The organism is Palleronia salina (assembly GCF_900141995.1).
GTDB lineage: Bacteria > Pseudomonadota > Alphaproteobacteria > Rhodobacterales > Rhodobacteraceae > Palleronia > Palleronia salina.
Window position 1 is genome coordinate 14,470 of sequence record NZ_FQZA01000018.1, and the last position, 25,454, is coordinate 39,923.

26 protein-coding genes are annotated in these 25,454 nt (G+C 70.1%); 14 read left to right on the plus strand and 12 right to left on the minus strand.

All coding sequences use genetic code 11. From position 1 onward, the window contains the following. Positions 1 to 52: 52 nt before the first annotated feature. Positions 53 to 1,039, minus strand: a complete 987-nt coding sequence (locus BUB76_RS16385; protein ID WP_073130247.1) for an autoinducer 2 ABC transporter substrate-binding protein — start codon at positions 1,037 to 1,039, stop codon at positions 53 to 55. Between the two features lie 31 nt (positions 1,040 to 1,070). Continuing rightward, positions 1,071 to 1,844, minus strand: coding sequence for an ATP-binding cassette domain-containing protein (locus tag BUB76_RS16390; protein ID WP_073130252.1), 774 nt, complete (start codon positions 1,842 to 1,844; stop codon positions 1,071 to 1,073). A gap of 345 nt (positions 1,845 to 2,189) precedes the next feature. Between BUB76_RS16390 and BUB76_RS16395 the strand changes: the two genes are divergently transcribed. Continuing rightward, positions 2,190 to 3,254: a glycosyltransferase family 4 protein gene (locus tag BUB76_RS16395; protein WP_073130255.1), complete on the plus strand. Its 1,065-nt coding sequence runs from the start codon at positions 2,190 to 2,192 to the stop codon at positions 3,252 to 3,254. Beyond that, a complete protein-coding gene (locus BUB76_RS16400) occupies positions 3,251 to 4,036 on the plus strand; it encodes an inositol monophosphatase family protein (protein WP_073130258.1) in 786 nt (261 codons plus the stop codon). Before BUB76_RS16395 ends, BUB76_RS16400 begins: the two co-directional genes overlap by 4 nt. A 5-nt stretch (positions 4,037 to 4,041) precedes the next feature. Here BUB76_RS16400 and BUB76_RS16405 read toward each other — a convergent pair whose 3' ends face one another. After that, complete coding sequence (locus BUB76_RS16405; protein WP_084140726.1) at positions 4,042 to 4,773, minus strand: FkbM family methyltransferase; 732 nt, start codon at positions 4,771 to 4,773, stop codon at positions 4,042 to 4,044. Between the two features lie 141 nt (positions 4,774 to 4,914). Here BUB76_RS16405 and ribA point away from each other — a divergent pair, with 141 nt between their 5' ends. The 5 genes from ribA to BUB76_RS16430 are packed head-to-tail and all read left to right on the plus strand — an operon-like array spanning position 4,915 to position 9,015. Beyond that, a complete protein-coding gene (gene ribA, locus BUB76_RS16410; RefSeq protein ID WP_308417684.1) occupies positions 4,915 to 6,078 on the plus strand; it encodes a GTP cyclohydrolase II in 1,164 nt (387 codons plus the stop codon). Then, positions 6,075 to 7,034, plus strand: a complete 960-nt coding sequence (locus tag BUB76_RS16415) for a zinc-dependent alcohol dehydrogenase (protein ID WP_236737945.1) — start codon at positions 6,075 to 6,077, stop codon at positions 7,032 to 7,034. The genes ribA and BUB76_RS16415 overlap by 4 nt, the downstream gene beginning before the upstream one ends. Before the next feature lie 9 nt (positions 7,035 to 7,043). Next, positions 7,044 to 7,439 (plus strand): 6-pyruvoyl trahydropterin synthase family protein, encoded by a 396-nt coding sequence (locus tag BUB76_RS16420; RefSeq protein WP_073130264.1) that lies wholly within the window; start codon positions 7,044 to 7,046, stop codon positions 7,437 to 7,439. Positions 7,440 to 7,441: 2 nt separating this feature from the next. Next, complete coding sequence (locus tag BUB76_RS16425; protein ID WP_073130267.1) at positions 7,442 to 8,188, plus strand: class I SAM-dependent methyltransferase; 747 nt, start codon at positions 7,442 to 7,444, stop codon at positions 8,186 to 8,188. Next, positions 8,188 to 9,015, plus strand: a complete 828-nt coding sequence (locus tag BUB76_RS16430) for a RibD family protein (protein WP_073130270.1) — start codon at positions 8,188 to 8,190, stop codon at positions 9,013 to 9,015. The genes BUB76_RS16425 and BUB76_RS16430 overlap by 1 nt, the downstream gene beginning before the upstream one ends. 9 nt (positions 9,016 to 9,024) lie before the next feature. Here BUB76_RS16430 and BUB76_RS16435 read toward each other — a convergent pair whose 3' ends face one another. From BUB76_RS16435 to BUB76_RS16445, 3 genes are read right to left on the minus strand one after another with little or no spacing between them, the layout of a single operon-like run. Then, entirely contained in the window at positions 9,025 to 9,942 is a 918-nt protein-coding gene (locus BUB76_RS16435) for a lysylphosphatidylglycerol synthase transmembrane domain-containing protein (RefSeq protein ID WP_236737946.1), read from the minus strand. A gap of 2 nt (positions 9,943 to 9,944) precedes the next feature. Then, on the minus strand, positions 9,945 to 11,579 hold the full coding sequence (locus BUB76_RS16440; protein ID WP_236737947.1) for a sulfatase-like hydrolase/transferase: 1,635 nt from the start codon (positions 11,577 to 11,579) through the stop codon (positions 9,945 to 9,947). Beyond that, positions 11,576 to 12,331, minus strand: a complete 756-nt coding sequence (locus BUB76_RS16445; RefSeq protein ID WP_084140727.1) for a CDP-alcohol phosphatidyltransferase family protein — start codon at positions 12,329 to 12,331, stop codon at positions 11,576 to 11,578. Before BUB76_RS16445 ends, BUB76_RS16440 begins: the two co-directional genes overlap by 4 nt. A gap of 96 nt (positions 12,332 to 12,427) precedes the next feature. Between BUB76_RS16445 and BUB76_RS16450 the strand changes: the two genes are divergently transcribed. After that, entirely contained in the window at positions 12,428 to 12,985 is a 558-nt protein-coding gene (locus BUB76_RS16450; RefSeq protein WP_073130274.1) for a cytochrome b, read from the plus strand. A gap of 6 nt (positions 12,986 to 12,991) precedes the next feature. On the opposite strand, the gene BUB76_RS16455 is transcribed toward BUB76_RS16450, so the two are convergent. The 6 genes from BUB76_RS16455 to BUB76_RS16480 all read right to left on the minus strand — a co-directional run bounded on the left by BUB76_RS16455 (position 12,992) and on the right by BUB76_RS16480 (position 20,019). After that, positions 12,992 to 14,479: a carboxypeptidase M32 gene (locus BUB76_RS16455; RefSeq protein WP_073130277.1), complete on the minus strand. Its 1,488-nt coding sequence runs from the start codon at positions 14,477 to 14,479 to the stop codon at positions 12,992 to 12,994. Next, positions 14,476 to 15,486 carry an ABC transporter ATP-binding protein gene (locus BUB76_RS16460; protein ID WP_073130281.1) on the minus strand — a complete coding sequence of 337 codons (1,011 nt, stop codon included), beginning with the start codon at positions 15,484 to 15,486 and terminating at the stop codon, positions 14,476 to 14,478. Before BUB76_RS16460 ends, BUB76_RS16455 begins: the two co-directional genes overlap by 4 nt. After that, positions 15,483 to 16,451, minus strand: a complete 969-nt coding sequence (locus BUB76_RS16465; protein WP_073130284.1) for an ABC transporter ATP-binding protein — start codon at positions 16,449 to 16,451, stop codon at positions 15,483 to 15,485. Before BUB76_RS16465 ends, BUB76_RS16460 begins: the two co-directional genes overlap by 4 nt. Further along, the gene (locus BUB76_RS16470) at positions 16,448 to 17,386 is read right to left on the minus strand and encodes an ABC transporter permease (protein WP_073130286.1); all 939 of its coding nucleotides are present in this window, start codon (positions 17,384 to 17,386) and stop codon (positions 16,448 to 16,450) included. Before BUB76_RS16470 ends, BUB76_RS16465 begins: the two co-directional genes overlap by 4 nt. Beyond that, a complete protein-coding gene (locus tag BUB76_RS16475) occupies positions 17,386 to 18,360 on the minus strand; it encodes an ABC transporter permease (RefSeq protein WP_073130290.1) in 975 nt (324 codons plus the stop codon). The genes BUB76_RS16470 and BUB76_RS16475 overlap by 1 nt, the downstream gene beginning before the upstream one ends. Before the next feature lie 90 nt (positions 18,361 to 18,450). Then, positions 18,451 to 20,019, minus strand: a complete 1,569-nt coding sequence (locus BUB76_RS16480; RefSeq protein WP_073130293.1) for an ABC transporter substrate-binding protein — start codon at positions 20,017 to 20,019, stop codon at positions 18,451 to 18,453. 188 nt (positions 20,020 to 20,207) lie between these two features. Between BUB76_RS16480 and BUB76_RS16485 the strand changes: the two genes are divergently transcribed. Genes BUB76_RS16485 through BUB76_RS16510 form a run of 6 tightly spaced genes read left to right on the plus strand, consistent with a single transcriptional unit; the run spans position 20,208 to position 25,445 of the window. Continuing rightward, on the plus strand, positions 20,208 to 21,170 hold the full coding sequence (locus BUB76_RS16485) for a GntR family transcriptional regulator (RefSeq protein ID WP_236737948.1): 963 nt from the start codon (positions 20,208 to 20,210) through the stop codon (positions 21,168 to 21,170). Further along, positions 21,167 to 21,868: a creatininase family protein gene (locus tag BUB76_RS16490; RefSeq protein WP_073130299.1), complete on the plus strand. Its 702-nt coding sequence runs from the start codon at positions 21,167 to 21,169 to the stop codon at positions 21,866 to 21,868. Before BUB76_RS16485 ends, BUB76_RS16490 begins: the two co-directional genes overlap by 4 nt. Next, complete coding sequence (locus tag BUB76_RS16495; RefSeq protein ID WP_073130303.1) at positions 21,865 to 22,878, plus strand: ketopantoate reductase family protein; 1,014 nt, start codon at positions 21,865 to 21,867, stop codon at positions 22,876 to 22,878. Before BUB76_RS16490 ends, BUB76_RS16495 begins: the two co-directional genes overlap by 4 nt. Then, a complete protein-coding gene (locus BUB76_RS16500; protein WP_073130307.1) occupies positions 22,869 to 23,615 on the plus strand; it encodes an SDR family NAD(P)-dependent oxidoreductase in 747 nt (248 codons plus the stop codon). Before BUB76_RS16495 ends, BUB76_RS16500 begins: the two co-directional genes overlap by 10 nt. Next, the gene (locus tag BUB76_RS16505; RefSeq protein WP_073130310.1) at positions 23,612 to 24,517 is read left to right on the plus strand and encodes a polysaccharide deacetylase family protein; all 906 of its coding nucleotides are present in this window, start codon (positions 23,612 to 23,614) and stop codon (positions 24,515 to 24,517) included. Before BUB76_RS16500 ends, BUB76_RS16505 begins: the two co-directional genes overlap by 4 nt. Continuing rightward, the gene (locus BUB76_RS16510; protein WP_073130313.1) at positions 24,510 to 25,445 is read left to right on the plus strand and encodes an isoaspartyl peptidase/L-asparaginase family protein; all 936 of its coding nucleotides are present in this window, start codon (positions 24,510 to 24,512) and stop codon (positions 25,443 to 25,445) included. The genes BUB76_RS16505 and BUB76_RS16510 overlap by 8 nt, the downstream gene beginning before the upstream one ends. Positions 25,446 to 25,454: the final 9 nt, after the last annotated feature.

Here is a 25,454-nt window from a genome sequence, read left to right on the forward strand (position 1 = left end):
GATGCGGATCGGCCGGGAGATCACAGATGCGCGGTTGCGCGCGTCCGAGGCTTCAGAAGTCAAAGTCGTCCACATTCTCTTCGGTGAACACGGCGGGCGGTCCCAGCAGGATCACGTCGTTCTCGGGCAGGTACTGGATAGTCTGCTCCAGGCCGTCGACCTCGAAATCCTCGGTGATCTCGCCGCCATCGACCAGGTGGTCGCCGACCCAGACGGTCAGGTAGCCCAGCTCGGCCGGGTTCCACAGCACCGAGAAGGGCATGGCGCCCGACTTGATGTATTCGCGCGCGGTGTTGGGCGAGCAATAGCCGGCGGTCAGCACCTCGCCCACCAGCCCGGCGGCCTCGACCGCCTGGGCGATGCCCGGGCAGGTGGTCGAAGCCATGCCCAGGACCGCCTTCAGGTCGGGGTTCCGCGTCATGGCGTCGGTGGCGAACTGGTAGGCCCGCTGCGCCGTGCCGTCGGTGTGGTCGACCGACACGATCTCGATCTCGGGATAGGCCTCGGCCGCGCGTTCCTCGATGGCGGCGATCCAGTTCTGCATCGACTGGATGGTGGGCGAGTCCGAGACGATCGCGATCTTGCCGCTTTCGCCGATGCGCTCGACCGCCTCGTCCAGCAGGGTGTAGCCCAGGTCCTGGTCCAGGGCCTGCGCGACGAAGAACTGCCGGTCGCTGCCCGGCGCGTCCGCGTCCGAGGTGAGCACGACGATCCCGGCCTCGAGCGCGCGCGCGATGGCGGGCTTCAGGGTTTCCTCGTCCAGGGGCGAGATCGCGATGACGTCGAAGCCCTGGTTCACGAAGCTTTCGAAGATGCGCAGCTGGTCCGCCGCGTTGGTGCTGGTCGGACCTTCCTGGACGTACTCGACGCCCAGCTCCTCGGCCGCGCGCTGCGCGCCCTCCTCCATCGCGACGTAATAGGGAATGCCCGCGATCTGGGGGATGAACGCGATCTGCGTGGTGTCGTCCTGCGCGGCGGCGGGGATTGCTGTGGCAAGCCCCAGTGCGGCGCCCAGCGACAGTGATTTCGTCAGTGACATGGAAAGACCTCCGTGATGGGTTTGTCTTGGTTCAACCGGCCGCAACCGGGCGCCGTTTGGTCTCGGCCGCTCCGGTGATGTAGCCGACCACCTCTTCGGGGGTGGTTTTCTGGGTTTCGAGCAGCCCGATCCGCTGACCGCGCCTGAGCACGGTGATCCGGTCGGACACCTCGAAAACATCCTGCACGTTGTGCGAGATAAGGATGACGGACTTGCCCTGGCGCCGCAGGGTCTTGATGAACTCCAGCACCTTGCGCACCTCGGCCACGGCCAGCGCGGCGGTGGGTTCGTCCATGACGATGACATCGGCGTCGATGTTCAGTGCGCGCGCGATGGCGACGCCCTGCCGCTGACCGCCCGAGAGGTATTCGACCCAAGTGTGGATGTCGGGCACGTGGACGTCGAGCTCTTCCAGCAGCTCGCGCGAGCGGCGATGCATGGCGCGGCGATCGAGGAACGGGATGCCGGCCACGCTGCGGGTGATCTCGCGGCCGAGGAAAATATTGTCGGCGATGGTCATCTTCCCGGCCAGGGCCAGTTCCTGGAAAATCGTGGCGACGCCGCGCGACCAGGCATCCTGCGGCGAGGTGAAGCGCACCGGCTCACCGTCCAGCCGCATGACGCCCTCGTCGGCCATGTGGGCGCCGGCCAGCGTCTTGATCAGCGTCGACTTGCCGGCCCCGTTGTCGCCCACCAGCGCCATGACCTCGCCCCGGCGCAGCTCGAAGTCGACGTGGTCCAGGGCCACGACGCCGCCGAACCGTTTGACGATTCCCTCCATCGACAGCTTCAGCGTCTCGGTCATGTCAGGTCGCTCCGGGTTGGGGCAGTCCGTGGTGTTCGGCGTGAATTGAAACGTTTCACTTTCCGCACTGTCATCGCAGCGACGCCGCCGTGTCAAATCCTTTCTACGGTTTCGGCGTCCCGCGGCACGGGGCCCGGCAGGCCGAAAAACCGGCGAAAACCGCCTGGATCGGCGGCGCGAAATTCGCCGCGACGACACACAAGCCACCCGGCCCCCGAAGAAGCTGACGCAATTTCACGCATCCGTGCCGCGAAAACAGGCGCGACCCGGACGCCACCGCACGCGCGCCCATTGCCCGGCCCCTGCCGCGCCCTAAGCCTTCCAAGCGATCCAGGGAGAAATATCTTGCCCCATGACGCGGCCTTTGCCGTTCCCGGCGACCTGAACGCCACCACCGGCGGATACCACTACGACCGCAGCCTGATCGAGGCCGTGCGCCGCGCCGGCCACGGCATGCGGCCCGTGGTCCTGCCGGGCGATTTCCCCTTCCCGACCGACGCCGAGATGGCGCAGGCGGCCGACATGCTGGCCGCCCTGCCCGGCAACGAGGTCGTTATCATCGACGGGCTGGCCTACGGCGCCCTGCCAGACGCCGCGGTCGCGCGGATCCCGGCGCCCATCGTGGCCCTGGTCCACCATCCGCTGGCCCACGAAAGCGACCTGCCCCCCGAGACCGCCGCGCGCCTTGCCGCGCAGGAGCGGCGCAACCTCGCCCGCGCCGCGCATGTGATCGTCCCCAGCCCGCATATCCGCGACGTGCTGCTGGCCGATTACGGCGTTGCAGAGAATGACCTGACCGTCCTGCGCCCGGGCCGCAGCGGTGCGCCGCGGCCGTCGACCGAAAGGGCGAAGGACGACCCGCCGCTGATCCTGTCCGTGGGGCTGCTCCACCCGCGCAAGGGGCACGACACGCTTGTCGACGCGCTGGCGATGCTTTGTGATCTGAAGTGGCACGCGGTGATCGTCGGCGCGCCCTGGCAGGACGGCTTCGAAACCCGGCTGCGCGACCGCATCGCCGGCGCGGGGCTGACCGGCCGGGTCGAGATCGCGGGCCGGGTCCCCGACGACCGGCTGCGCGATCTCTACGACCGGGCCCACCTGTTCGCGCTGGCCACCCGGTACGAGGGGTACGGGATCGTCTTCGACGAGGCGCTGCTGAACGGTCTGCCCATCGTCGCGACCACGGCGGGCGCGGTGCCGGGCACCGTGCCGCCCGATGCGGGCCGGCTGGTGCCGCCCGACGATCCCGCCGCCTTCGCGACCGCGCTGCGCGGCCTGTTGAGCGATCCCGTGGCCCACGCGGGTGCCGTCGAGGCCGCGCGCAGCGCCGCCCGTGACCTTTCCAGCTGGGACGACACCGGGCGGGGCCTGCTGGCCGTTCTCGACCGCGTGACGGGGCGGGCGGCATGAGCGGACGAGAAGAAGACCTTGCGCTGGCCGTGGAGCTTGCGCGCGAAGCGGGGGACATCCTGCGCCATCACTGGCAGAACCGCGCGACCTTGCAGCCACAATCCAAGCGGGTCGGCGATTTCGTATCGCAGGCCGACCTCGCGTCCGAGCGGCACCTGCGTGACCGGTTGCAGGCCGCCCGCCCCGGGGACGGCTGGCTGGGCGAGGAAACCGGCGCCGGCGCGCCCGCCGCGCGCCGCTGGATCGTCGACCCGCTGGATGGCACGACGAACTTCCTGCACGGTCTGGGCCATTTCGCGGTGTCCATCGCGCTGGAGGATGACGGCGGCCTCGCGCTCGGCGTCGTGCATGACCCGCTGCGCGGCGAGACCTTCGCCGCCACCCGCGACGGTCCCGCCACCCTGAACGGTGCCCCCATCGCGCCGTCCCCGGGTGGCGACATGACCGCGGCGCTGTTCGGGACCGGCATCCCCTTTGGCGACATGCCCCATATCGACGACCACGCGGCAGATATCGCCCGGATCGCCCCGCATTGCGCCGGGGTGCGACGATTCGGCGCGGCGGCGCTGGACCTCGCCTACGTGGCGGCCGGGCGGCTGGACGGGTTCTGGGAACGGCGGTTGCAGCCATGGGACATCGCGGCCGGGCTCGTCCTGCTGCGGGCCGCCGGGGCGCGGGTCGAGGGCTGGACGCCCGACGGCCCGCCCGAGACGACGGGCGACGTCGTCGCCGCCGGCCCGAACCTGTTCACGCCTTTCGCCCGGATCATCCGCGGGGGGTGACGTCCTTAGTGCGACGCGAGCCGGGCGAAAAGATCGCCGGACTCCGCGTCCTCGGGCAGACCGGCCAGCCAGGCCTTCGCGGCATCGGCATCGCGCCAATCGGGCCAGAGGAACGCGCCCGTCTCGCCCTGCACGGGGTTGAAGCGATAGTCGCCCAGCGCGCACAGCCGGTCGATCACGCCGACGGTGAGCTTGGGGAAGGCGGGCAGGTATTCGACCGACAGCATCGGCAACGGCTGCGACAGGCCCGACAGGACCTCGATCTCGAAGCCCTCGACGTCGATCTTCACGTAGGACGGCATCCCGTGACGCGCGATCAGGCCATCCAGCGTCACCATCTGCACCTGCTGGCGCCGGTCCCAGCTGACATGCTCGAACCCGTGCGCCTGCGACGCGCCGCCGACGAAGCCGGTGGCCAGCGACGACACGGTCGGGTGGCGCGACGACACGGCCATCTCGGCCACGGTCTCCTCGGCGCCGATGGCGGCCTCGACCAGGGTGATGTCGCGCGGCAGCGTGCGGCGCAGGAACCCGGCGAAAGGGGCCTGCGGCTCGAAGGCGACGACCCGGGCGCCCGCCGCCCGCATGGCCCGGGCCCGCGTTCCCATGTGCGCGCCCACGTCGAAGACCAGGTCCCCCGGCGTCAAAACGCCGCGATAGAACCGCCGCCAGGCCGCAATCGTCACGGGGTTGTGATAGATCAGGAACGACCTCAGAAAGCCCAGCCAGTGCTGCATCGGGGCGCCTTTGCGATGAATCATTGGTTCAGGGGCATTTAGCGCGCCCCGCCCTGCGTCCAGTGGCCTCACCCCGCGGGTGGGCGGAAACACGTCGCACAGCTTGCCTTGGTCCCAGCCCGCCTAAGTTGATCTTCCAGATTGAGTAGCGATTGGACCACGGCCTTGCAGATCTTCAGACACCCCGCCGCGGATGACGACACCGGCATCGCGGCTCTCGCCCCGCGCGGGACCGAGAAACTGGCGCGGGCGCGGGGCGACCTGCGCATGGGCCTGCCGGTCTTGGTAACCGACGGCACGCGCTCCGCGCTTGTCGCGCTGGTCGAGCCGCTGTCGGACGCGCGCCTGGCCGCCCTGTCGTCGCTCGGCCCGGTCGAGCTGGCGCTGACCGACCACCGCGCCGTGGCCCTGGGCGCGCATCCCGCGCCGGGCACCGGCAGCGTCATGCGGCTGCCGCTGGCCCGCGTCGGCACCGCGGCGGCCATCCGCACCATGGCGGGCGGCATGGCCACCCTGGCGCCCGTCACGCCCGTGCCGCCCGCGGCGGCCGAGCCCGGCTCGGACCTGCATGCCGCCGCCGTGGGCCTGGCCAAGGCCGAGGAACTGCTCCCGGCGGCCGTCGTGGTGCCGCTGGGCGCCGCGCGTGCCGAGGCCGCGCGGCTTGGCCTTCTGACCATCGCCGCGGGTGACATCCTTGCCGCGCTCGGGACGTCGGCCTCGCACGGCCGCGTCAGCGCGGCGCCCCTGCCCACCGACAGCTCCGAGACCGGCCGCGTCCATGTCTTCCGGGCCGAGGGTGGTGGACGCGAACACTCGGCGGTCGAGGTCGGACAGCCGGATTTCTCGCAGCCCGTCCTCGTGCGCCTGCACTCGGCCTGTTTCACCGGTGACGTTCTGGGCAGCCGCAAGTGCGATTGCGGCCCGCAGTTGCGGGCAGCCATGACCACGATGGGCGACTCCGCGGGCGGGGTGCTGCTGTATCTCAACCAGGAGGGACGCGGCATCGGCCTGGCCAACAAGATGCGCGCCTACAACCTGCAGGACGCCGGGCTGGACACCGTCGACGCGAACCAGTGGCTGGGCTTCGACGACGACCAGCGCGACTTCCGCATCGGCGCGCAGATGCTGCACGCCCTTGGCATCTCGCGCGTGCGGCTGATGACCAACAATCCCGCCAAGATCGCCCGCCTGACCGAGCACGGCATCGACGTGGTCGAACGCGTGCCGTTGCAGGTCGGACGCTCGGCGCTGAACGCGCACTACCTGGCGACGAAGGCGGCCCGGTCGGGGCACCTGCTGCCATGAACATGCACGCCACCGCGCTGTGGTGCGACGCACCGGGCGTCGTCAGTGCGCGCGCGGGCGCGGTGGGCGACGGCATCGCGGTCGGAACCCTATATACCGGGATCAGCCGCGGGACCGAGCGGCTGGTGTTCCAGGGCCGCGTGCCCGACAGCGAGGCGGGACGCATGCGCGCGCCCGCGCAGGAGGGCGATTTCCCGTTTCCGGTCAAATACGGCTACGCCGCCGTGGGCCGCGTGCTCGAGGGTCCACGCGAGGGGCAGGAGGTCTTCGCGCTCTACCCGCACCAGACGCAATTCCGCCTGCCCGCCGAGGCGCTGACGCCCCTGCCCGACGGGCTGCCCGCCGACCGTGCCGTGCTGGGCGCCAACATGGAAACCGCGCTGAACATCCTGTGGGACAGCGGCGCGGGGGCCGGTGACCAGATCGCCGTGGTCGGGGCCGGGCTGGTCGGCACGCTGACAGGCTACCTGGCCGCGCGTCTTCCGGGGGCCGAGGTCACGCTGGTCGACGTCAACGCGGACCGGGCGATGCCGGCCCGCACGCTGGACTGCGAATTCGCAAGCCCCGAGGCGGCCCCGCGCGACTGCGACGTCGTCATCCACACGTCAGCAACCGCTGAAGGGCTGGCCTCTGCCATCGACTGCGCGGGGGTCGAGGCCGCCGTGGTCGAGGCCAGCTGGTACGGCAGCGGCACGGTCGCCGCCCCGCTGGGCGGCGCGTTCCACAGCCGCCGCCTGCGGATCATCGGATCGCAGGTCGGGCAGGTGCCCCCGCACCGGCGCGCGCGCTGGGACTACGCCCGCCGACTGGGCATGGCCCTGAACCTGCTGCGCGACCCGCGGCTCGATATCCTCATCTCGGGCGAGACGGCGTTCGCCGACCTGCCCGAACGGTATGGCGCGATCCTGGGCGACCCCGCGACCCTGTGCCACCGCGTCCGTTACGACCCAATTTAAGGAGCAACCATGTTCGCCGTCGAAGTCCGAGACCACATCATGATCGGCCATTCTCTGCCATCGCCCGTGTTCGGCCCCGCGCAGGGGATGCACGGGGCGACCTTCACCGTAGACGCCGCCTTCTTCACCGAAGACATCGACGAGCACGGCCTGGTCGTCGATATCGGCCTGGCCACCGAGGGGCTTTCGAAGGTGCTCGAGCCGCTGCGCTACCAGAACCTGGACGAAGTGCCCGAGTTCAAGGGCAAGTTCACCACGACCGAGTTCCTGTGCCGCCACATCTTCGACGGCATGGCCGAGTTCGTGAAGCAGGGACACCTGAAGGACGGCGGGCGGCTGCGCAAGCTGCGGATCCTGCTCCACGAAAGCCACGTGGCCCGCGCCTGGTACGAGGGCGAGGTCTAGGCATGGGATTTTCCGCCGACTGGCTGTCCCTGCGCGAACCCGCCGACATGGCGGCGCGGGACGCGACGCTGCTGCGGCAGGCGGCCGCGGCGGCGGGCCCCGATCCGGTCGTGCTGGACCTGGGCTGCGGCACCGGCGCCACCGTGCGCGCCCTCGGGCCGCACCTGCCCGCATCCGCGAAATGGCACCTGGTGGACAACGACCCGGACCTTCTGCCCCACGCCGCGGCCGCCGCCGGCGACGGGGCGCAAACCCACGAGCTGGACCTGCAACGGCTCGAGGACCTACCGCTGGAGGACGTGACCATCGTGACCGCCTCGGCCCTGCTGGACCTTGCGTCCGAGGACTGGGTGCGCGCCCTCGCGGCACGGCTGGACGTGCCGTTCTACGCCGCGCTGTCCTACGACGGGCACATGGGCTGGACCCCGCTCGACCCCGAAGACGCGGCGGTGACCGACACGTTCAATGCCGATCAGCAGACCGACAAGGGCTTCGGCCCCGCCATGGGGCCCGAGGCGGGCGACCGCAGTGCCGCGGCTTTCGAGGCCGCCGGCTTCGACGTCCGGACCGCCCGCAGCCCGTGGCGGCTGGGCCCCGACGCCGCCGCGCTGCAGGCCGAGCTGGTGCGCGGCATCGCGGGGGCCGCCGGCGCGGGGGAATGGGGCCAGCGGCGCGTGGCCGCCGCCGGCAATGCCGAATGCCGCGTGGGTCACATCGACCTGCTGGCCATACCCGGCGGAGGGGCGTGATGGAGCCGATCGAGGTCACCGAACGCGTCTGGGAGCGCCTCCTTGCCGTGCGAGACGGACGGTTCTGCACCTGTTGCGGCAGCTGGTCCCCCGGTGAACGCGCGGCGCTTGCGCTCTACGGCCCCCTCGCCCGGCGCGACCTCGGCCCCATGACTGTTGCCCAGATCGGTCAATCGCTGGACGGGCGCGTGGCCACCGTCACGGGCGATGCACGCGATATCTCGGGGCCGGACGGTCTGGCCCATCTGCACCGGATGCGGGCGCTGGTCGACGGCGTGGTCATCGGGGTCGGCACCGCGCTGCACGACACGCCGCGCCTGACCGTGCGGCTCTGCCCCGGTCCCAGCCCCGTGCGCGTGGTCATCGACCCGCGCGGACGGCTGCCCAACGACGCGCCGCTCCTGCACTGCCAGGCCACGCGCCGCATCGTCATACAGGGCGTCGATCTGCCGCGGCCCGACGGGGTCGAGGTGGTCCGCCTTGCCGCGCCGGACGGTGCGTTCGACCCGGCCGAGATCCTGGCGGCGCTGCACGCCCTGGGCCTGCAATCCCTGTTGATCGAGGGCGGCGGCACGACCATTTCGCATTTCATCGAGGCCGGGTGCCTGACGCGCCTCCAGGTCTCGGTCGCGCCCCTGCTGATCGGCGGCGGGCAACTGGGCCTGACCCTGCCCCACCCGACCGAGAAACTGTCCGACGCGCTGCGTCCCGAAACACGCGTGTTCTCGCTGGGATCGGACGTGGTCTTCGATTGCGCGCTGGCGCCCGACGCGCAAGCCGCGCTGGACCCGGTCCACGCCAAGCCGCGCCGCGTCGCCGGAAGCTGACCCGGCGGGTCAGGCCGGGGTTGGTCTGCGCAGCAGCAGCACCGCCACGCCGGGCAGCGCCGACGCGATCAGAAGCAGCCCGAAGGTGACGCTCGCCGCGAGCCCCGCGCTGGCCGACAACCCCGCCAGCGGGAACAGCACCGCAGCCGCCCCTTCGCGCAATCCCCACCCGCTGATGGAAAGCGGGATGAGCATGGAAAGCAGGATCAGCGGCACCAGCGTCAGCGTCTCGATGGGCCCAAGTCCGGCCCCCACCGCCCGCGCGGCCAGCGCGAAGCCCGCGAGGTTGCACAGCGCGGTGCCGAGGCTCAGGACCAGCTGCGCGCGGAGCACCTGCGGCGCCAGCAGCGCGTGCGCCACGGGTCGCCAGATGGCGCGTGCGCGGTCGTTTCGGCGCGCGAGCCAGGCCAGCCCGGGCGGCACGAGGGCCGCGGCCAGAAGGCCCAGCGCGATGGCTACGGCCAGCCAGCCGGGCCAGTCGATCCGCCCGGGCAGAGCGAGTGTGGCAGCGAAGCCGATGGCCAGGCATAAGAAGAGGCCCACCTGCCCCGCCAGGCGTTCGATCACCACCGACTGCCCCGCCGCCCACATGCCCGCCTGGTCGCGCGCCCGCACCGCCCGGCGCGCGTCGCCCAGAACGCCGCCGGGGATCGACTGGTTCAGAAGCTGCGCCTCGAAGTATTCCGACAGCGCGCGGCCCCGGCTCATGCCAATGCCCAGCTGCGCGGCCGTCAGTCGCCAGCGCATGGCCGACAGCACGGTTTGGGCCATCAGCGCAACCCAGGCGGCGAGCAGCCAGCCGGGCTGCGCCTGCCGCAGCCGATCCAGCGCCTCGCCCCCGCCGGCATAACGCCACAGCAGCCCCAGCAGCAGAACCGCCACCGCGACCTGCGCCACGCGGCGCAACCACCCGGGCAAGCGCGGCACGCTCAGCCCCCCAGCGGGATGGCGGCCAGGCCGCTGGTGAACGCGCCGATCAGACGGTCGCGCATCCGGTCCATGCCGATCACCGGCGTGTCCGGTGCCGGGACCAGGCCGGGCCGCCAGCCCCAATCCCGCACCTGCGCCACCAGCTCCGGGGGGCCGATAACGTGAACCGGCACATCGCTGCGATCGTCCAGCGCCACGAAATCGGCGGCCTGGTGGTCACCCGTCACGATCATCAGCGGCGGGTCGTCGGCGTGGCGCGCGGCATAGTCGATCACGTTGGACAGCGCGTAGTCGACCGCCTTGCGATACTGCTCGCGAACCCGGTCGCGATCGCGCCAGACCTCTTCCGGGGTCGGGGCTCCCTCGACCATCAGCTGGAAAATGCGCCCGTCGCCGATGGCGTCCCACTCCACCAGTTCGGGCACGGGCACCCAGGGCGCGTGCGACGACCCGGTGGCGAGCTGGGCGAAGACCGGCTGGTCGATGGGATCCCGCACCAGCCGGTCCAGCGCGGCGAAGGTGAACTGGTCGGGCATGGTCACCCAGTTGAAGGCCGGACCCTCATAGCCCAGGTCGGCGGCGGCCAGGATGGTATCGAAGCCCATGACGGCGGACTCGGGCCAGTCCAGCGTGATCTGCGGCATGACGGCGGCGGTGTGAAACCCCGAGCGGGCGGCCAGGTGGAACAGCGTCTCGCGCCCCGAGGCGAGCACGGCGGAATACTTGGTCTGGCCGTTCACCCACAGCCCGTTGGCGAAGGTCGCATGCGACAGCCAGCTCTGCCCGCCCTGCGTCGGCGCCGACACGAAGCCCGAGGCCATGGCTAGCCCCGCCGCCTCCAACCGCCGGGCCCCGTCGCGCAAGGTCTGGCGGTGCGTCGCGGCATAGAGATCCGTATCAAGGCTGGCCCGGCCATAGCTTTCGACGAAGACCAGCAGCACGTCGCGGTCGATCAGGTCGAAAAGATCGTCGCGCTCGGCCATGGGATCGCGCAGCGCGGCGATGCGGAAATCGCGCAGTTCGGCCAGCGTGCGCCGCGCCAGCCCGACGCGTTCGACCGCGACGCGGGCGGTGAAGGCGGCGCCCGGCGGATCGACGGGCAGCCGCCAGCGGCCCATGGTCTGTCCGATCTCGCCCACCGCGACGCCGGCGGCGGCGATCGCGGCTGCGCCCGCGGCCCCGCGCGCCAGCATGGGCGGCTGCACCCGCGCCCAGACGCCGGTGGCCCACCAGGTGGCGCGCACCACCAAGGCGGTGGCGATCACCGCGCCGACCGCCGCCAGGATCGCCGGAACAAGGCCGATGGCGCCCGACAGCAGCCGGAACCCCGCGCCGACCAGCACGATATCGGCCACCGGGTTGAATCCGCGCCCCAGCGCCGTGAAGAAGGCGAAATCCGCCGCCTTCAGGACCGCGAGCAGGCAGAGCAGCACCGTCACCGCCAACCGCGAGACGAACGCCACCCGCCCCGAGGCCGCGATCAGGGCGAGCAGGATGGCAGGAAGCTCCAGCGGAAACAGGAAAAGCGCCTGCCACGTCATCGCGCCGGGATGGTTGGGCTGGATCAGGAGCAGGTGAAGAAGAAGGGCCGACAGCAGCAGCAGGACGGGCCCCACAAGGCGCCCCGGGCTCACCCTGCGCGCCTGCGCCAGAGCCAGTGGATGTCGCGGCCGAAAGACCAGGCCAGCGCCAGCACCGCGATACCCACCGCCAGGGTGGCGAGCGTCGGGGAGATCGCGGGCACCTGCACCACGATCAGCGCGGCGATCTGGAGCACGCAGCCGGCCTTGCGCCCCAGCCGCTGCGGCAGCGGCCGCGCCATCCACGGCATCATCCAGCCCGAGACGAGGAACAGGTAGTGCGGCACCCCGAGGATCAGGACCAGCGGCCCGGCCTGCCCGGCGGCAAGCGCGTTCAGCGCCAGAAGCGCGGCAAGGGCCGCGTCCACCTCCATGTCGAAGCGGGCGCCGAAATCGGAGCACAGGTTCTGCCGGCGCGCGAGCCACCCGTCCACCCCGTCAAGCGACAGCGCCACAACGGCAAGCGCGATCACCGCCCAGCCGCTGACGCCGGGATCGAGGACCGGCACGATCAGCGCGGCGGCCATCCCCATCCGCGCCAGGGTGACAAGGTTGCACCAGCCCAGCGCGTCGTGGGGATAGGCCCTTTGGATCCGGTGGCCGACGAAGGCGCAGGCGGCGAGATACGCGGCCGTGGCGACGCCCGTGGCGCCCGTGTCCCCCTGCATGAGCCACGTCGCCAACAGCGCGACGCCCCACGCGCCCAGCAGCGCGGCGGCGGCAAAGCGCCACGCCGGGGAGGTCACCGCGCGGGTGCGCGCAATGGCCGGGGCCGGTCGGGAAAAATCCGTGTGTAACAGGCTCATGAATGATAGGTTAGCGCAAAGCGGGCGGGGTCAAGTGCCGCCCAATGGCACTGCCGCAGGGTCCCTGCCCGTCGGCTGAAAACCGCGAGGATCGCCATGAGCCGGACGCCCCAAGGATACGCGACCACCGCACGCCTGTTTCACTGGATCATGGCCCTTCTGGTCATCGCGATGATCGTCGCGGGCTGGCTCATGGTGCAGGAGGGGTTGAGCCGCACCGTGCAGAATCGGCTGTTCATCTTTCACAAGAACGTGGGCGTGCTGGTGGGGCTGCTCGCGGTGCTGCGCATCGCCTATCGCCTGCTCACCCCGACGCCGCCCCTGCCCGCGCACCTGCCCGCCTGGCAGGCCCGCGCGGCAGCGGCCAGCCACACTGCGCTTTATATTCTGCTGATCGTGATGCCGGTGGCGGGCTACGTGCGGGTGATCGCCGGCGGCTTCCCGATCGAGGCGCTGAACGCAGTGAACGCGCCCTTCCTTGTCCCCAAGTCCGAGGCGCTGGCCGACACCGCCAAGGCGGTGCATTTCTACGGCGCATGGGCGATCAGCCTGATCCTGGGTGTGCATGTGCTTGCCGCCCTCCAGCATGGCCTGCTGAAGCGCGACGGCGTGTTTTCGCGCATGTGGCCGCCGGTTGCGCCCAAATCGCGCTGACGCGCGTCAGCCGAACCGCGTGGACAGGTGGCGCAGATACGCGTCCTCGGGCGCGCCCGCGGCCCCCGCGTCGCGAATGATCTCGGCGCGGGTCCTGGACCGGCCGTGCCGCCAGACATGCCGCCCCAACGCGGCGCGCAAGGGCGCGTAGTCGGCGTCGGACAACCCGGCCGCCACCTCGGGATCGCGCGACACCGTCTCGAACAGGTGCGCCGCCGTCATGTTGCCGATGGTATAGGTCGGGAACGACCCGAAATAGCCGTGCGACCAGTGCACGTCCTGCAGGCAGCCCTGCCCGTCATCCGGCACCTCGAGCCCCAGGTCGTCGCGCATGGCGGCGTTCCATGCCTCGGGCAGGTCGGCGACGGCAAGGCTGCCGTCGAGCAGCGCCATCTCCAGCCGCACGCGCAGCATGATGTGCAGGTCATAGGTCAGCTCGTCGGCCTGGATCCGGATGAACCCCGGCCGTGGCGAATTGATCGCCGCGAGCCATTCCTCGAGCGACACGTCCGACAGCTGGTCGGGAAAGGCGTCGCGCAAAAGCCCGAAATGGGCCTGCCAGAAGGCCGGCGCGCGGCCCACGTGGTTCTCGATCAGGCGCGACTGGCTTTCGTGCATTCCGAAGCTGGTGCCGCCCACGGCGTAGAGACCCGGCAGGTCGGTGGCCAGCGGTCCGCGCGCGAGGTCCGGGTCGATGCCTTGCTCATAGAGCCCGTGACCGACCTCGTGCAGGGTGCCGAAGATCGCCATGGGCAGGTAGGTCTCCTCCCACCGGGCGGTGATCCGCACGTCCGCATGGGTCTGGCTGATCTCGAACGGGTGCACCGTGGTATCGAGCCGCCCGCGCGAGAAGTCGAAGCCCACGCGCGCCGCGAGATCGCGGCAGAGCGCCTGCTGCGCGGCGGCGGGAAAGTGGCGCGACAGGAAATCGGTGCGCGGCCGGGGCCGCCCGCGCGCCGCGTCGAGGATGGGCAGGATCCCGTCGCGCAGCCGGTCGAACAGGGCCGCGATGCTTGCCGCCGTCTCGCCCGGCTCGAACAGGGCGACCCAGGGGTCATAGGGATGCGCGTCGAAGCCCAGCGCGTCGGACTGCGCGCGGGCAAGCTCGATGCTGCGGGCGAGATAGGGCTGGAACACCGTGAAATCGGCATCGCGGCGCGCGGCCACCCACGCGGCATTGGCGCTGGCCGCCTGCTCGGCCTGGGCCTGCAACAGGTCGGCGGGGATGCGGGCGTGGTGGTCGCGCGCGTCGGCCATGGCGCGGGCCGCGCGACGCTCGGTCTCGGTCGTGGCCGTGTCCAGCGCCGCGTCGGTGGCACGGGCCATCTCGGGCGACAGGATCAGCTCGCGCGCCATGCCCTTCAGGGTCGCAATCTGCTGGCCGCGGCTGGCCGCGGCGGCCGCGGGCATCATCACCCGCGCGTCCCATTGCAGCGCGTTCACCGCGCAAAGAAGGTCGTTCACCCGACCCGACAGCGTTGCGAAATCGCTCATGCCGCGGCGCGCGCCCCGGTGCCGCCGTCGTTCAGGTGGCAGGCCACCTGCCCCGTGGGCGCGTTGGTCAGCCGGGGCACCTCGGCCTTGCAGCGCGGGCCGGCGAACGGACAACGCGGATGGAAGGCGCAGCCCTTGGGCGGGTTCAGCGGCGACGGAATCTCGCCCTTGATGGGCTGGAACGCCGCCCGCCCGGTGCCCAGCGTCGGCACGGACGCGAAAAGCGCCTTGGTGTAGGGGTGCTGCGGCACCTCGTACAGATCCTCGGCCCTGGCCAGTTCGACCACGCGGCCCAGATACATGATCGCCACGCGGTCGCAGACATGGCGCACGACGCTCAGGTCGTGGCTGATGAACAGCGCGGTCAGGTCCAGCTCGCGCCGCAGGTCGAGGAAGAGGTTCAGCACCTGCGCCTGGATCGAAACATCGAGCGAGGCGACGGCCTCGTCCAGCACCAGCAGGTCCGGCTCCATGGCCAGCGCGCGGGCGATCGCGATGCGCTGCCGCTGCCCGCCCGAGAACTGGTGCGGCAGCCGCGTGGCATAGCCGCCATCGAGCCCCACCTGCGCCAGCAGCGCGCGCACCCGCTCGGGCGCCTCGGCCGCGGTCCACAGCCCGTGCAGGCGCGGCCCCTCGGAAATGGTCTCGCCCACTTTCATGCGGGGATCGAGGCTGGCGAAGGGATCCTGGTGGATCATCTGCACCGCCGTCGTCAGCTTGCGTGTGTCGCCGCCGACATCGCGTGCGACGGGCTTGCCGGCAAGGGTCACGGCGCCGTCGCTGGGGGAATAGATCCCCGACACGATCCGCCCGAGCGTGGACTTGCCGCACCCGCTTTCGCCCACGAGCCCCAGCACTTCTCCCCGTTCCACACGCAAATCGATCTCGGTCAGCGCGTGCACCACCTCGGCCGAGTTGCGCCCGGTCAGGCGGTCGGCGGCGCGGCCCAGCAGGCCGGGCATGCGGCTGAACCGTTTCGACACGGCATCGACGCGCAGAAGGCTCATGGCGCGGGCTCCTCGATCGGGTGATGGCAGAGCGCGGTGTGGTCCTTGCCGATCAATGGCGGGTCGGTCCGGCACAACTCGGACGCGCGGGAACAGCGGGGCCGGAAGGCGCAGCCCGTGGGCAGGTCGGCCAGCTGCGGTGTCGAGCCGGGGATCTGCGGCAGCGCCTCGCCCGGTTGGCCGCGCGACGGCACGCTGTCGATCAGGCCCCTGGTGTAGGGGTGGCGCGGATGGCCGATCACCTGCTCGGCCGTGCCGCTTTCCACGATGCGGCCCGCGTACATGACGCAGATATCGTCGGCCAGCGACGACACCACCGCCAGGTCGTGGGTGATCCAGACGATGGCGGTGCCTGTCTCGTCGGCCAGTCGCCGGACCTCGGCCAGGATCTGGCCCTGGATCGACACGTCAAGCGCGGTGGTCGGCTCGTCCGCGATGATGACCGAGGGGCGGTGCAGCAGCGCCGTGGCGATGGCGACCCGCTGGCGCATCCCGCCCGAAAGCTGGTGGGGATAGGCGCGCAGCCGTTCCGCCGGCGCCGGGATGCCCACGGTCTCGAGCGCCACGCGCGCGCGGTCCCACGCGGCCCGTTTCGACACGCGGTCGTGCACGCGCACGGCCATGGCCATCTGGTCGCCCACCCGCAGCACCGGGTTCAGCGTCATCATCGGGTCCTGGAACACCATCGAGACCTTGCGCCCGCGCATGCGGCGCAACTGGTCGGGCGACATGGCGCGCAGGTCGTCGCCGTCGATCCGGACCTCGCCCGCCGCGATCTCGCCCGGGCTGTCGATGAGCCCGAGGATCGAGAAGCCGGTCACGCTCTTGCCCGAGCCGCTTTCGCCGACGAGGCCCAGGATGCGCCCCGGCTCGACCGCGAAGCTCACGTCGTTGACGGCCGTCACGGTGGCGCCCCGGGTTTCGAACCGGGTGGTCAGGCCCCGGACGTCCAGTGCGGCGGTCATCGCTGGTTCTTCGGGTCCAGGACGTGACGCACCTGATCGCCCACCAGGTTGATGGCGACCACGGTGATCATCAGGAAGATGCCGGGATAGATCGAAAGCCATGTGCGGTCCGTGTGGATGTATTTGAAACCGTTGGAGATGAGCGAGCCCAGCGACGGCTCGGTCAGGGGAAGGCCCACGCCGAGAAAGCTGAGCGTCGCTTCGAGCGCGATGGCGCTGGCGACCTGGACCGTCGCCACCACGATCAGCGGCGGCAGCACGTTCGGAAGCAGGTGGCGGAACAGCACCCGGCGGGTCGGCAACGGGGTCGAGCGGGCGGCCTCGATATAGTCCTTGCCGCGCTCGACCGTGGCCGCGCCATGGGTGGTGCGGGCGAAATAGGCGTATTGCGCCACCACCAGCGCCAGGATGATCTGCCCGACCCCCTGCCCCAGCATGGCGACCAGCACCAGCGCCAGCAGGATCGCGGGCATGGACAGTTGCAGGTCCACGACCCGCATCAGCAGGCTTTCCAGCCGCCCGCCGAAATAGGCCGCGCTGAGCCCCACGCAGATCCCCACCATCAGCGCCAGCGCCCCGGCGCTGAGCCCGATCACGAAGGACGTGCGCAGGCCGTAAAGGATGGCCGACAGCATGTCGCGCCCGGCGTTGTCGGTGCCCAGCAGGTGCGTGTATCCGCCCGAGCCCTCGGTGCCCGGCGGCAGGAACGCGTCGAGCCAGTCGAGCGCGGCCATGTCGTAAGGGTCCTGCGGCGCGACCAGCGGCGCGCCGAAGCTGAGCGCGGCCAGCAGCACCACGACGGCCAGCGACAGCACGGCGATGGGCGAGCGGCGGTAGTCGGACCAGAAGTCGCGCAACCGGCTGGCCCGCGTCTCGGCCGGCGCGGCCGAGGCCGTGGCCGTGACGTTGCCTTCGGGCGTCAGGGTATCGGACATCAGCTGCCCCCTTTCAGACGCACCCGCGGGTCAAGCCGGGCATAGACCAGGTCCACGGTCAGGTTGATCAGGACGAACAGGATCACCACCAGCACGAGATACGTCACCATGACCGGCCGGTCGAGTTGCAGGATCGAGTCGATGATAAGCTTGCCGACGCCGGGCCAGGTGAACACGCTTTCGGTCACCACGGCGAAGGCCAGCGTCGATCCGAGCTCCAGCCCGAACACCGTGACGATGGGGATCGAGATGTTGCGCAGGACGTGGCTGAAGATGATCTCGCGATCCGTCAGCCCCTGCGCGCGGGCGAACTTCACGTAATCGGTGCGCATCGCCTCGACCATGCCGGCGCGGGTCAGGCGGATCATCAGGCCCATCTTGAACAGCGACAGGTTCAGCGCGGGCATGATCACGTGGCTCCACCCGTCGAGCGTGGCGAGCGAGGTGGGGATGCCCAGCAGCGATCCCACGTCTCCGCGGCCGCCCGATGGCAGGACGCCCAGGTTCACCGCGAAGGTCATGATCAGCAGCATGCCGATCCAGAAGGTCGGCACCGAAAAGCCCAGCACCGACAGCGCCATGATCAGCTTGGCGGCCACGCTGTCAGGCCGATAGCCGGCGTAAAGCCCGGCGGGGATGCCGATGAAGGTCGCGATGCAGACCGACACGAACACCAGCTCCAGCGTCGCGGGCAGGCGCGAGAACACCAGGTCCACGACGGGAATGTTGTAGACCATCGAGGTGCCCATATCGCCCTGGGCCACGTTGGCGAGGAAGGTGAAATATTGCCGCCACAGCGGCTGGTCGAGCCCGTATTGCGCGATCAGCTTCTCGCGGATCTCGGCGGTCGCGCCGGGATCGATCATCACGTCGATCGGGTTGCCGATGGCATAGACGCCGGTGAAGACGATGATCGACATGGCGAAGACCACGACGACAGCCTGGGCGAGCCTGCGGATGAGATAGCCGAGCATGCGGGGTGTCCCTGTCGCGTGGGGCGGTCTTCGGGGGAATGGCCGGGGCGGTATGCGCCGCCCCGGCCCGTCATTTCGGGAACGCGGGCCTTACTCGGCCGGCCTGATCTCGTAGGCGCGGGTTTCCTGGTCGACGCGCGGGGCGAAGTCCAGCGTGTCGGCATCCGCGGCCCAGACCGTCTGAAGGATCACGGTCGGGATCAACGCGCGGTCCTCCATGGCGATCTCCGACGCCTGCTCATAAAGCGCCCGGCGCTCTTCGGCTTCGAGCGTCTGGGTGCCCTGCTGGAAGACCTCGTCGAACTCGGGGTTCGAATAGCCGGTCCGGTTGAAGTTGCCGAAGCCCAGTTCGTCGTCCTTCGAGTGGATCATCGCGCCGTAGGTGTAGGCGGCCTCGCCCGTCAGGGTGCCCCAGGCGGACATCGCCATGGTGTATTCCTCGCGCGCGGCGGCGGGGAAGAACACGGTGCCGTTCAGGGCCTGCGCATTGACCGTCAGGCCCAGCCGCGACCACATCTGGGCCAGCGCCTCGCAGACCACGGCGTCACCCGGCACGCGGTTGTTGGTGCAGGTGAAATCCACCTCGAACCCGTCCGGATAGCCCGCCTCGGCCAGAAGGGCCTTGGCCTGCTCGATGTCGTAAGGGCGCGCACCGATGTCGTCGGAATAGCCGAAGAAGCCCTCGGGCATCAGCTGCGTGGCGGGGGTGCCGAGACCTTCGAGCACCACGTCGACAAGCACGTCGCGGTTGATGGCCAGGTCCAGCGCCTGGCGCACGCGCTTGTCCTGCAGCGGGTTGCCGTCGACCTCTTCGCCGTTGACGGTGATCGGCTGCGGCTCCTCGTCCTTCACGTTGGGCTGGACGTTCAGGATGTAGACCGAGTCCGACACGAAGGTCTCGATGTCGCCGTCGTTCTGCATGGCCAGGTAGTCGCTGGCCGGGACGTAGTTGATCAGGTCCACCTCGCCCGAGCGCAGCGCGGCCACGCGGGCGGCGTCGTCCGGGATTTCCTTGCGCACCACACGCTCCCACGCGGGCGTCTCGCCCCAGTAGTCGTCGTAGCGCTCGAGCACGAGGTCGCCCTTGGGCTCCCAGCTGACGAAGGTGAAGGGGCCGGTGCCGATGGCGGCCTCGCCCGAGTTGAACTCCTCGTTGCCCTGCTCCATGCCCGTCTCGGACGGCACGACGAAGAGGCGCGTGAAGTCGTTGGGCAGCGCGGGGGCGATGCCCTTGGTGTTCACGCGAAGCGTCAGGTCATCGACCACTTCGACGCTGTCCACGTACTTGGTATAAAGGGTCATCGACATCGGGCCGGTGACTTCGGGGATCCGCTCGATCGAGAATTTCACGTCCTCGGCGGTGAAGGGCGAGCCGTCGTGGAAGGTGACACCCTCGCGCAGCTTGAATTCCCAGGTGGTGTCGTCGATCGGCTCCCAGCTGACCGCAAGGCCCGGCTTCAGCTGAAGGGTGTCGTCCACGTCCACCAGCGTATCGAACACGTGGCGCAGGGCCTCGGCCTGGCTGCCCAGGGTCGACCAGTGCGGGTCGATGGAGTCCGGACCGGCGCGCAGACCGATGGTCAGCTCCTGCGCGGCCAGGGGCGCGGCGGCCAGCAAGGCCGCGGCGGCGACAGCGGATTTGAGAAGGTGTTTGGTCATGGCGACTCCCGGTCGGACTGTTATCATTGCCTGTCACGTTAAGGAGCGATTTTGCGAACGGTCAAGAGATTTTTGTAACAGTGAAAACGGTGGACGGATGCATTCCGCCTCGATATAGGATAAATGACCGGTATCGTTTCACTTGGGTATAACGGATGCGTGAAAAGCAGGCAGAGTTTGATCCGGCCGTGGAGCGAATCGTCGCCGCGATCGACCCGAAATCGTCGGTCTCGGTCTCGACCCAGCTGCGCGGTGCGCTGGAATTCGGCATCGCCTCGGGCGAACTGCCGACGGGCCAGAAACTGCCTTCCGTCCGTATGCTGGCCAAGCGCGTCGGCATCTCTCCGGTAACCGTCTCACATGTCTATGCCTCGTTGCAATCGGCCGGTCATATCGAGGGGCGCGCCGGGTCGGGCACCTTCGTGCGCGGCGCCTCGGGCGACGACCAGCGCCGCAAGCTGGGCGCCATCGACGACATGATCGGCAACCTCCTGGCCGCCGGGCGGGAAGCGGGCCTGTCCCCGGCGGACCTGTCGCTGCGCGTGGCCATGGCACAGCCCGCCGTTTCGCGCGGCATCCGCATCCTGATGGTGGGCAACTTCCACGATGCCACCGAAAGTTACGCCAACGACCTGCGCCCGCACCTGTCCAGCACCGACACCATCGACGTGGTGACGCTGGAACAGTTCGACACCGCCGGCGGCCACGACCTGATCATAGGGCCGCGCACCCTGCTGCCGCAGATCCGCGAGCGGGCGCCGGATGTCGACGCGGTGGCGGTGACGCTGATCCCGAACGAGGCGACGCGCGTCGCCCTGGCCGGCCTGACCCCCGACGCCAAGGTGGTCGGCTATTCCTATTTCCCGGGCTTCGTCACCATCATGAAGACCGGCATCCAGCGCTTCGCGCCGCATGTCTCGAACCTGTCCATGGTGGTGCGCGGCGACGCCGACGAGGCGCAGCGCATCGCCGAGGCCGAGGTCGTGATCTACGCCTCGGGCGCCGGTTACCTGAACCGCGATCTGGCCGATGGCCAGGCGGCGTTCGAATATCGCCATACCCCCGACGTGCAGTCCATCCGCAGCGACCTGCTGCCCGCGATCGAGGCCTGCCGCCGCAAACCCAAACCCGCGAGGGATGCCGCCGAATGAAGATCAGCGAAAGCAACTGGTTCGAGGTCGAGGAATATCTCAAGACCGATGACCGGGCCGTTCTGGCCCTCGGCTCGACCGAGCAGCACGCCTACCTGAGCCTGTCGGTGGATTCGATCCTGTCCGAACGCGTGGCCGCCGACGCCGCCGCACCGCTGGGCGTGCCGGTCTTCCCGGCAGTGGCCTACGGCCTCACGCCTTACTTCATGGGCTTCCCCGGCAGCGTCAGCCTGAAGCTCGCCACCTATGCCGCGCTGGTGCGCGACATCCTCGACAGTCTCTACGCGACCGGGTTCCGCCGCATCCTGATCGTCAACGGCCACGGCGGGAACAGCCCGGTTCAGCCCGTCTGCGCCGAATGGATGGAGGCGCACGAGGGCGCACGCTGCCGGTTCCACGACTGGTGGAAGGCACCGAAGACCTGGGCCACGGTGCAGGAGATCGACCCGGTCGCCAGCCACGCCAGCTGGATGGAGAACTTTCCCTGGACCCGCCTGCCCGGCCGCACCCTGCCCGACGCGCAGAAACCGTTCGTGCCCTTCGAAAAGCTGCGCGACCGCAACGCGGCGGGGGTGCGCGAGTTGATCGGCGACGGCAATTACGGCGGCGTCTACCAGAAGCCCGACGCCGACACCGACCGGCTGTGGGCCGTGGCGGTCGAGGAAACCCGCGCGCTGCTGGACGGCGACTGGGCATGAGCGACACGATCCTGATCTGGGGCGCGGGTGCCATCGGCGGCGTCATCGGCGCGGTTCTGGCGCGCGAAGGCCACGCGGTCCACATGGTCGACATCGTGGAGGACCACGTGGCCGCCATGCGCGACGGCCTGCGGATCGAGGGGCCGGTGGAAGACTTCGTGCAGCCGCTCATGGCCTCCACCCCCGAAACGCTTACGGGTCAGTTCGACCGCATCATCCTTGCGGTCAAAGCCCACCACACCGAGGCGGCGCTGGACATGGCCTTGCCGCACCTGGCCCCCGGTGGATATGTCGTCTCGGCGCAGAACGGCCTGAACGAGCGGACAATCGCCGCTCGCATCGGGTCCGAGCGGGTGCTGGGCTGCTTCGTGAATTTCGGCGCCGACTGGCTGGAACCGGGCCGGATCCTTTACGGCAACCGCGCCGCCATTGCCGTGGGCGAGCTCGACGGGCAGATCACCCCCCGTGCGCGAGAGATTCATGCCCTGTTGTCGCTGGTCGAACCGGACGCGGTGTTGACGGAAAATATCTGGGGATATCTCTGGGGAAAGCTTGGATATGGCGCGCTTCTTTTCGCCACCGCGCTGACCCCGCTGTCCATGTCCGACGCGCTGGACCGGCCCGACCACCGCCCGGTCTACGAGGCGCTGGGCCACGAGGTGATGCGCCTGGCCGCCGCCGAAGGCATCAGCCCGTTGGGCTTCAACGGCTTCGACCCCGAGGCCTTCCGTCGCGCCGACCGCGCCGGCATGGCGAAATCGCTGGACCGCATGGTCGCGCACAACCGCAAGACGGCGAAAACGCATTCCGGCATCTGGCGCGACCTTGCCGTGCGCAAGCGCAAGACCGAGGTCGACGCGCAGATGGCGATCATGCTGGACATCGCCCGACCCCACGGGCTGGAGATGCCGGTGCTCGCACGCATGGTCGAGCTGATCCGCGACATCGAGACCGGCCGTCGCGCGCAATCGCCCGACCTTCTGGACGAACTGTCGCCCCTATGCGCGTAGATCTCGACGGGCAGGTCTTCGCCGTGACGGGCGCGGCGCAGGGCATCGGCCGCGCGATCTGCGACGGGCTGCGCGACGCCGGCGCCATCGTCGCGGCGATCGACATCGACGAGGCCGGCCTGAACGATCTCGACGTCGCCAGCCGCCATGCCGCCGACCTGGGCGACCGCGCGGGCGCTGCCGGTGCAATCGCCGCGGTGCAGGACGCCCACGGCCGGATCGACGGTCTGGTCTGCGCGGCGGGTGGCGTGCGCGGACAGGTGGGCCGCCCCATCGACGACATCCGGCCCGACGACTGGCACGCCGTCTTCGCGGCCAACGTGGACGCCGCCATGTGGTGTGCCCAGGCCGCCGCGCCGGACATGAAGGCCCGCGGTGCGGGACGCATCGTCACCATTTCGTCGGGCGCGGGGCTGCGCCCCAGCCTGACCGGCATACAGGCCTATGCCGCCGCCAAGCATGCGCTGGTGGGCCTGACCAAGCAGCTCGCGCTGGAACTCGGGCCGGCCGGCATCACCGTGAACTCGGTCGCGCCGGGCTTCGTCATCTCGAACCCCGCCACCGCGCGGCAATGGGAAGCTTTCGGACCCGACCGCCAGAAGCAGGTGATCGAGGGCACGCACATGCGGCGGCTGGGCACGCCCGAGGACATCGCCCACGCCACCGTCTTCCTGTGCTCGGACCAGGCGGGCTGGATCACCGGGCAGATCCTGTCGGTGGACGGGGGCCGCGCATGAGCCGGGAGCCATGGCAGTGGGACGAGCCCGAGTGGCGCGGCCGCGTCGAGGCCGTCCGAGCGGGCCGCACGCTGAAGCCGCGAACCTGGCCCGGCGGCGCGCGCTGCGCGGTGGCGCTGAGCTTCGACAGCGATCACGAGACGAACGAGCTGCGCGACGGCGGGCGCTCCATCGCCCGGCTCAGCTGGGGCGAATACGGGTCGCGCGCGGGCCTGCCGCGGATCAAGCGGGTGCTGGAGCGCTTCGGCGCGCGGGCGAGCTTCTTCGTGCCCGCCGTCTCGGCGCTCTTGCACCCGGACGAACAACGCGCGCTGGTCGACGAGGGGCACGAGATCGGGCTGCACGGCTGGATCCACGAACGCAACACCGAGCTGCCGCCCGAGGCCGAGCGCGAGCTGATGCTGCGCGCCGCCGACGCGTTGCAGGACGTGACGGGCAGCCGGCCCGTGGGGATGCGCACGCCGTCCTGGGACTATTCCGACCACACGCTGGCCATCGCCCGCGAGATGGGGCTGGGCTATGACAGCTCGCTTTTCTCCGACGATGACCCCTACGAGATCGTGGCCGATGGTGTGCCCACCGGCATCGTCGAGCTGCCGGTGGAGTGGATCCGCGACGATGCCGCCTATTTCCTGATGAACCGTTTCGGCGCGCAGCGGCCCTATACCCCGCCCGCCGACGTGCTGGACATCTTTCGCCGCGAATTCGACGGCGCCCACGAGGATGGCGGGCTGTTCCTGCTGACCATGCATCCGCATGTGATCGGATACCGCTCGCGCATCTTCATCCTCGAGGAATTGCTGGACCACATCACCGCCAAGGGCGATGTGTGGATCGCAACCCATGCCGAGATCGCGGCCTATTGCGCCGTCGAGGCCCGATTGGAGACACCAAATGCCTGATACCCCCTACGCCCTTGCCATCCACGGCGGCGCGGGAACGATCCTGAAATCCAAGATGACGCCCGAGGCCGAGGCGAACTACCACGCCGGGCTGGCCCGCGCCGTCGCGGCGGGCGAGGATATCCTGCGCGCGGGCGGCAGTGCCATGGACGCCGTCTGCGCGGCGGTCTGCGCGCTTGAGGACGAGCCGCTGTTCAACGCCGGCCGCGGCGCGGTCTACACCACCGAAGGCCAGCAGGAAATGGACGCCTGCGTCATGGACGGGCGCGACCGGTCGGCCGGCGCGGTCGCGGGCGTCTTCGGGCCGAAGAACCCGATCCGCCTCGCCCGCGCAGTCATGGAGCAGACGCCCCATGTGTGCCTGATCGGCCCGAACGCGCTGGCCCTGGCCGAGCGCGCGGGCCTGCCCATGGGCGACCGGGACTACTTCTTCTCGCAATCCCGCTGGGACGCGCTGCAAAAGACCTTGGCCATGCGCGAACAGGGTGTCGAGGACGACGACCCCGCCCGCAAGCACGGCACGGTGGGGGCCGTGGCCTGCGACCGGCAGGGCAACGTGGCCGCCGCGACCTCGACCGGCGGGATGACCGCCAAGCTGCCGGGCCGCGTCGGCGACACGCCCATTCCCGGTGCGGGCACCTTCGCCGACAACGCCACCTGCGCCGTGTCGGGCACCGGCCATGGCGAGATCTTCATCCGCTACACTGCCGGCGCCGAGATCGCGGCGCGGATGCGCCACGCGGGCCAGTCGCTGATCGACGCGGCCACCCACGTGGTGATGGAGGACCTGGCGCCCAATGACGGCTCGGGCGGGGTGATCGCGGTGGATGCGCGGGGGAACCTGGCGTTGCCGTTCAACTGCGAGGGCATGTATCGCGGCTACGTGCGCGAGGGCAGCGACCCGGTCACGGCGATCTACGGCGACTGAGAATGGCAA

Bases quoted from the DNA above. Each gene is read 5' to 3' on its own strand.
- BUB76_RS16505 (WP_073130310.1), top strand. From the start codon at position 23,612: ATGAGCCGGGAGCCATGGCAGTGGGACGAGCCCGAGTGGCGCGGCCGC.
- BUB76_RS16490 (WP_073130299.1), top strand. From the start codon at position 21,167: ATGAAGATCAGCGAAAGCAACTGGTTCGAGGTCGAGGAATATCTCAAG.
- BUB76_RS16475 (WP_073130290.1), bottom strand. From the start codon at position 18,360: ATGCTCGGCTATCTCATCCGCAGGCTCGCCCAGGCTGTCGTCGTGGTC.
- BUB76_RS16445 (WP_084140727.1), bottom strand. From the start codon at position 12,331: ATGAGCCTGTTACACACGGATTTTTCCCGACCGGCCCCGGCCATTGCG.
- BUB76_RS16415 (WP_236737945.1), top strand. From the start codon at position 6,075: ATGAACATGCACGCCACCGCGCTGTGGTGCGACGCACCGGGCGTCGTC.
- BUB76_RS16405 (WP_084140726.1), bottom strand. From the start codon at position 4,773: ATGCAGCACTGGCTGGGCTTTCTGAGGTCGTTCCTGATCTATCACAAC.
- BUB76_RS16460 (WP_073130281.1), bottom strand. From the start codon at position 15,486: ATGAGCCTTCTGCGCGTCGATGCCGTGTCGAAACGGTTCAGCCGCATG.
- BUB76_RS16425 (WP_073130267.1), top strand. From the start codon at position 7,442: ATGGGATTTTCCGCCGACTGGCTGTCCCTGCGCGAACCCGCCGACATG.
- BUB76_RS16390 (WP_073130252.1), bottom strand. From the start codon at position 1,844: ATGACCGAGACGCTGAAGCTGTCGATGGAGGGAATCGTCAAACGGTTC.
- BUB76_RS16470 (WP_073130286.1), bottom strand. From the start codon at position 17,386: ATGTCCGATACCCTGACGCCCGAAGGCAACGTCACGGCCACGGCCTCG.
- BUB76_RS16500 (WP_073130307.1), top strand. From the start codon at position 22,869: ATGCGCGTAGATCTCGACGGGCAGGTCTTCGCCGTGACGGGCGCGGCG.
- BUB76_RS16480 (WP_073130293.1), bottom strand. From the start codon at position 20,019: ATGACCAAACACCTTCTCAAATCCGCTGTCGCCGCCGCGGCCTTGCTG.
- BUB76_RS16495 (WP_073130303.1), top strand. From the start codon at position 21,865: ATGAGCGACACGATCCTGATCTGGGGCGCGGGTGCCATCGGCGGCGTC.
- BUB76_RS16465 (WP_073130284.1), bottom strand. From the start codon at position 16,451: ATGACCGCCGCACTGGACGTCCGGGGCCTGACCACCCGGTTCGAAACC.
- BUB76_RS16455 (WP_073130277.1), bottom strand. From the start codon at position 14,479: ATGAGCGATTTCGCAACGCTGTCGGGTCGGGTGAACGACCTTCTTTGC.
- BUB76_RS16510 (WP_073130313.1), top strand. From the start codon at position 24,510: ATGCCTGATACCCCCTACGCCCTTGCCATCCACGGCGGCGCGGGAACG.
- BUB76_RS16385 (WP_073130247.1), bottom strand. From the start codon at position 1,039: ATGTCACTGACGAAATCACTGTCGCTGGGCGCCGCACTGGGGCTTGCC.
- BUB76_RS16400 (WP_073130258.1), top strand. From the start codon at position 3,251: ATGAGCGGACGAGAAGAAGACCTTGCGCTGGCCGTGGAGCTTGCGCGC.
- BUB76_RS16450 (WP_073130274.1), top strand. From the start codon at position 12,428: ATGAGCCGGACGCCCCAAGGATACGCGACCACCGCACGCCTGTTTCAC.
- BUB76_RS16430 (WP_073130270.1), top strand. From the start codon at position 8,188: ATGGAGCCGATCGAGGTCACCGAACGCGTCTGGGAGCGCCTCCTTGCC.
- BUB76_RS16420 (WP_073130264.1), top strand. From the start codon at position 7,044: ATGTTCGCCGTCGAAGTCCGAGACCACATCATGATCGGCCATTCTCTG.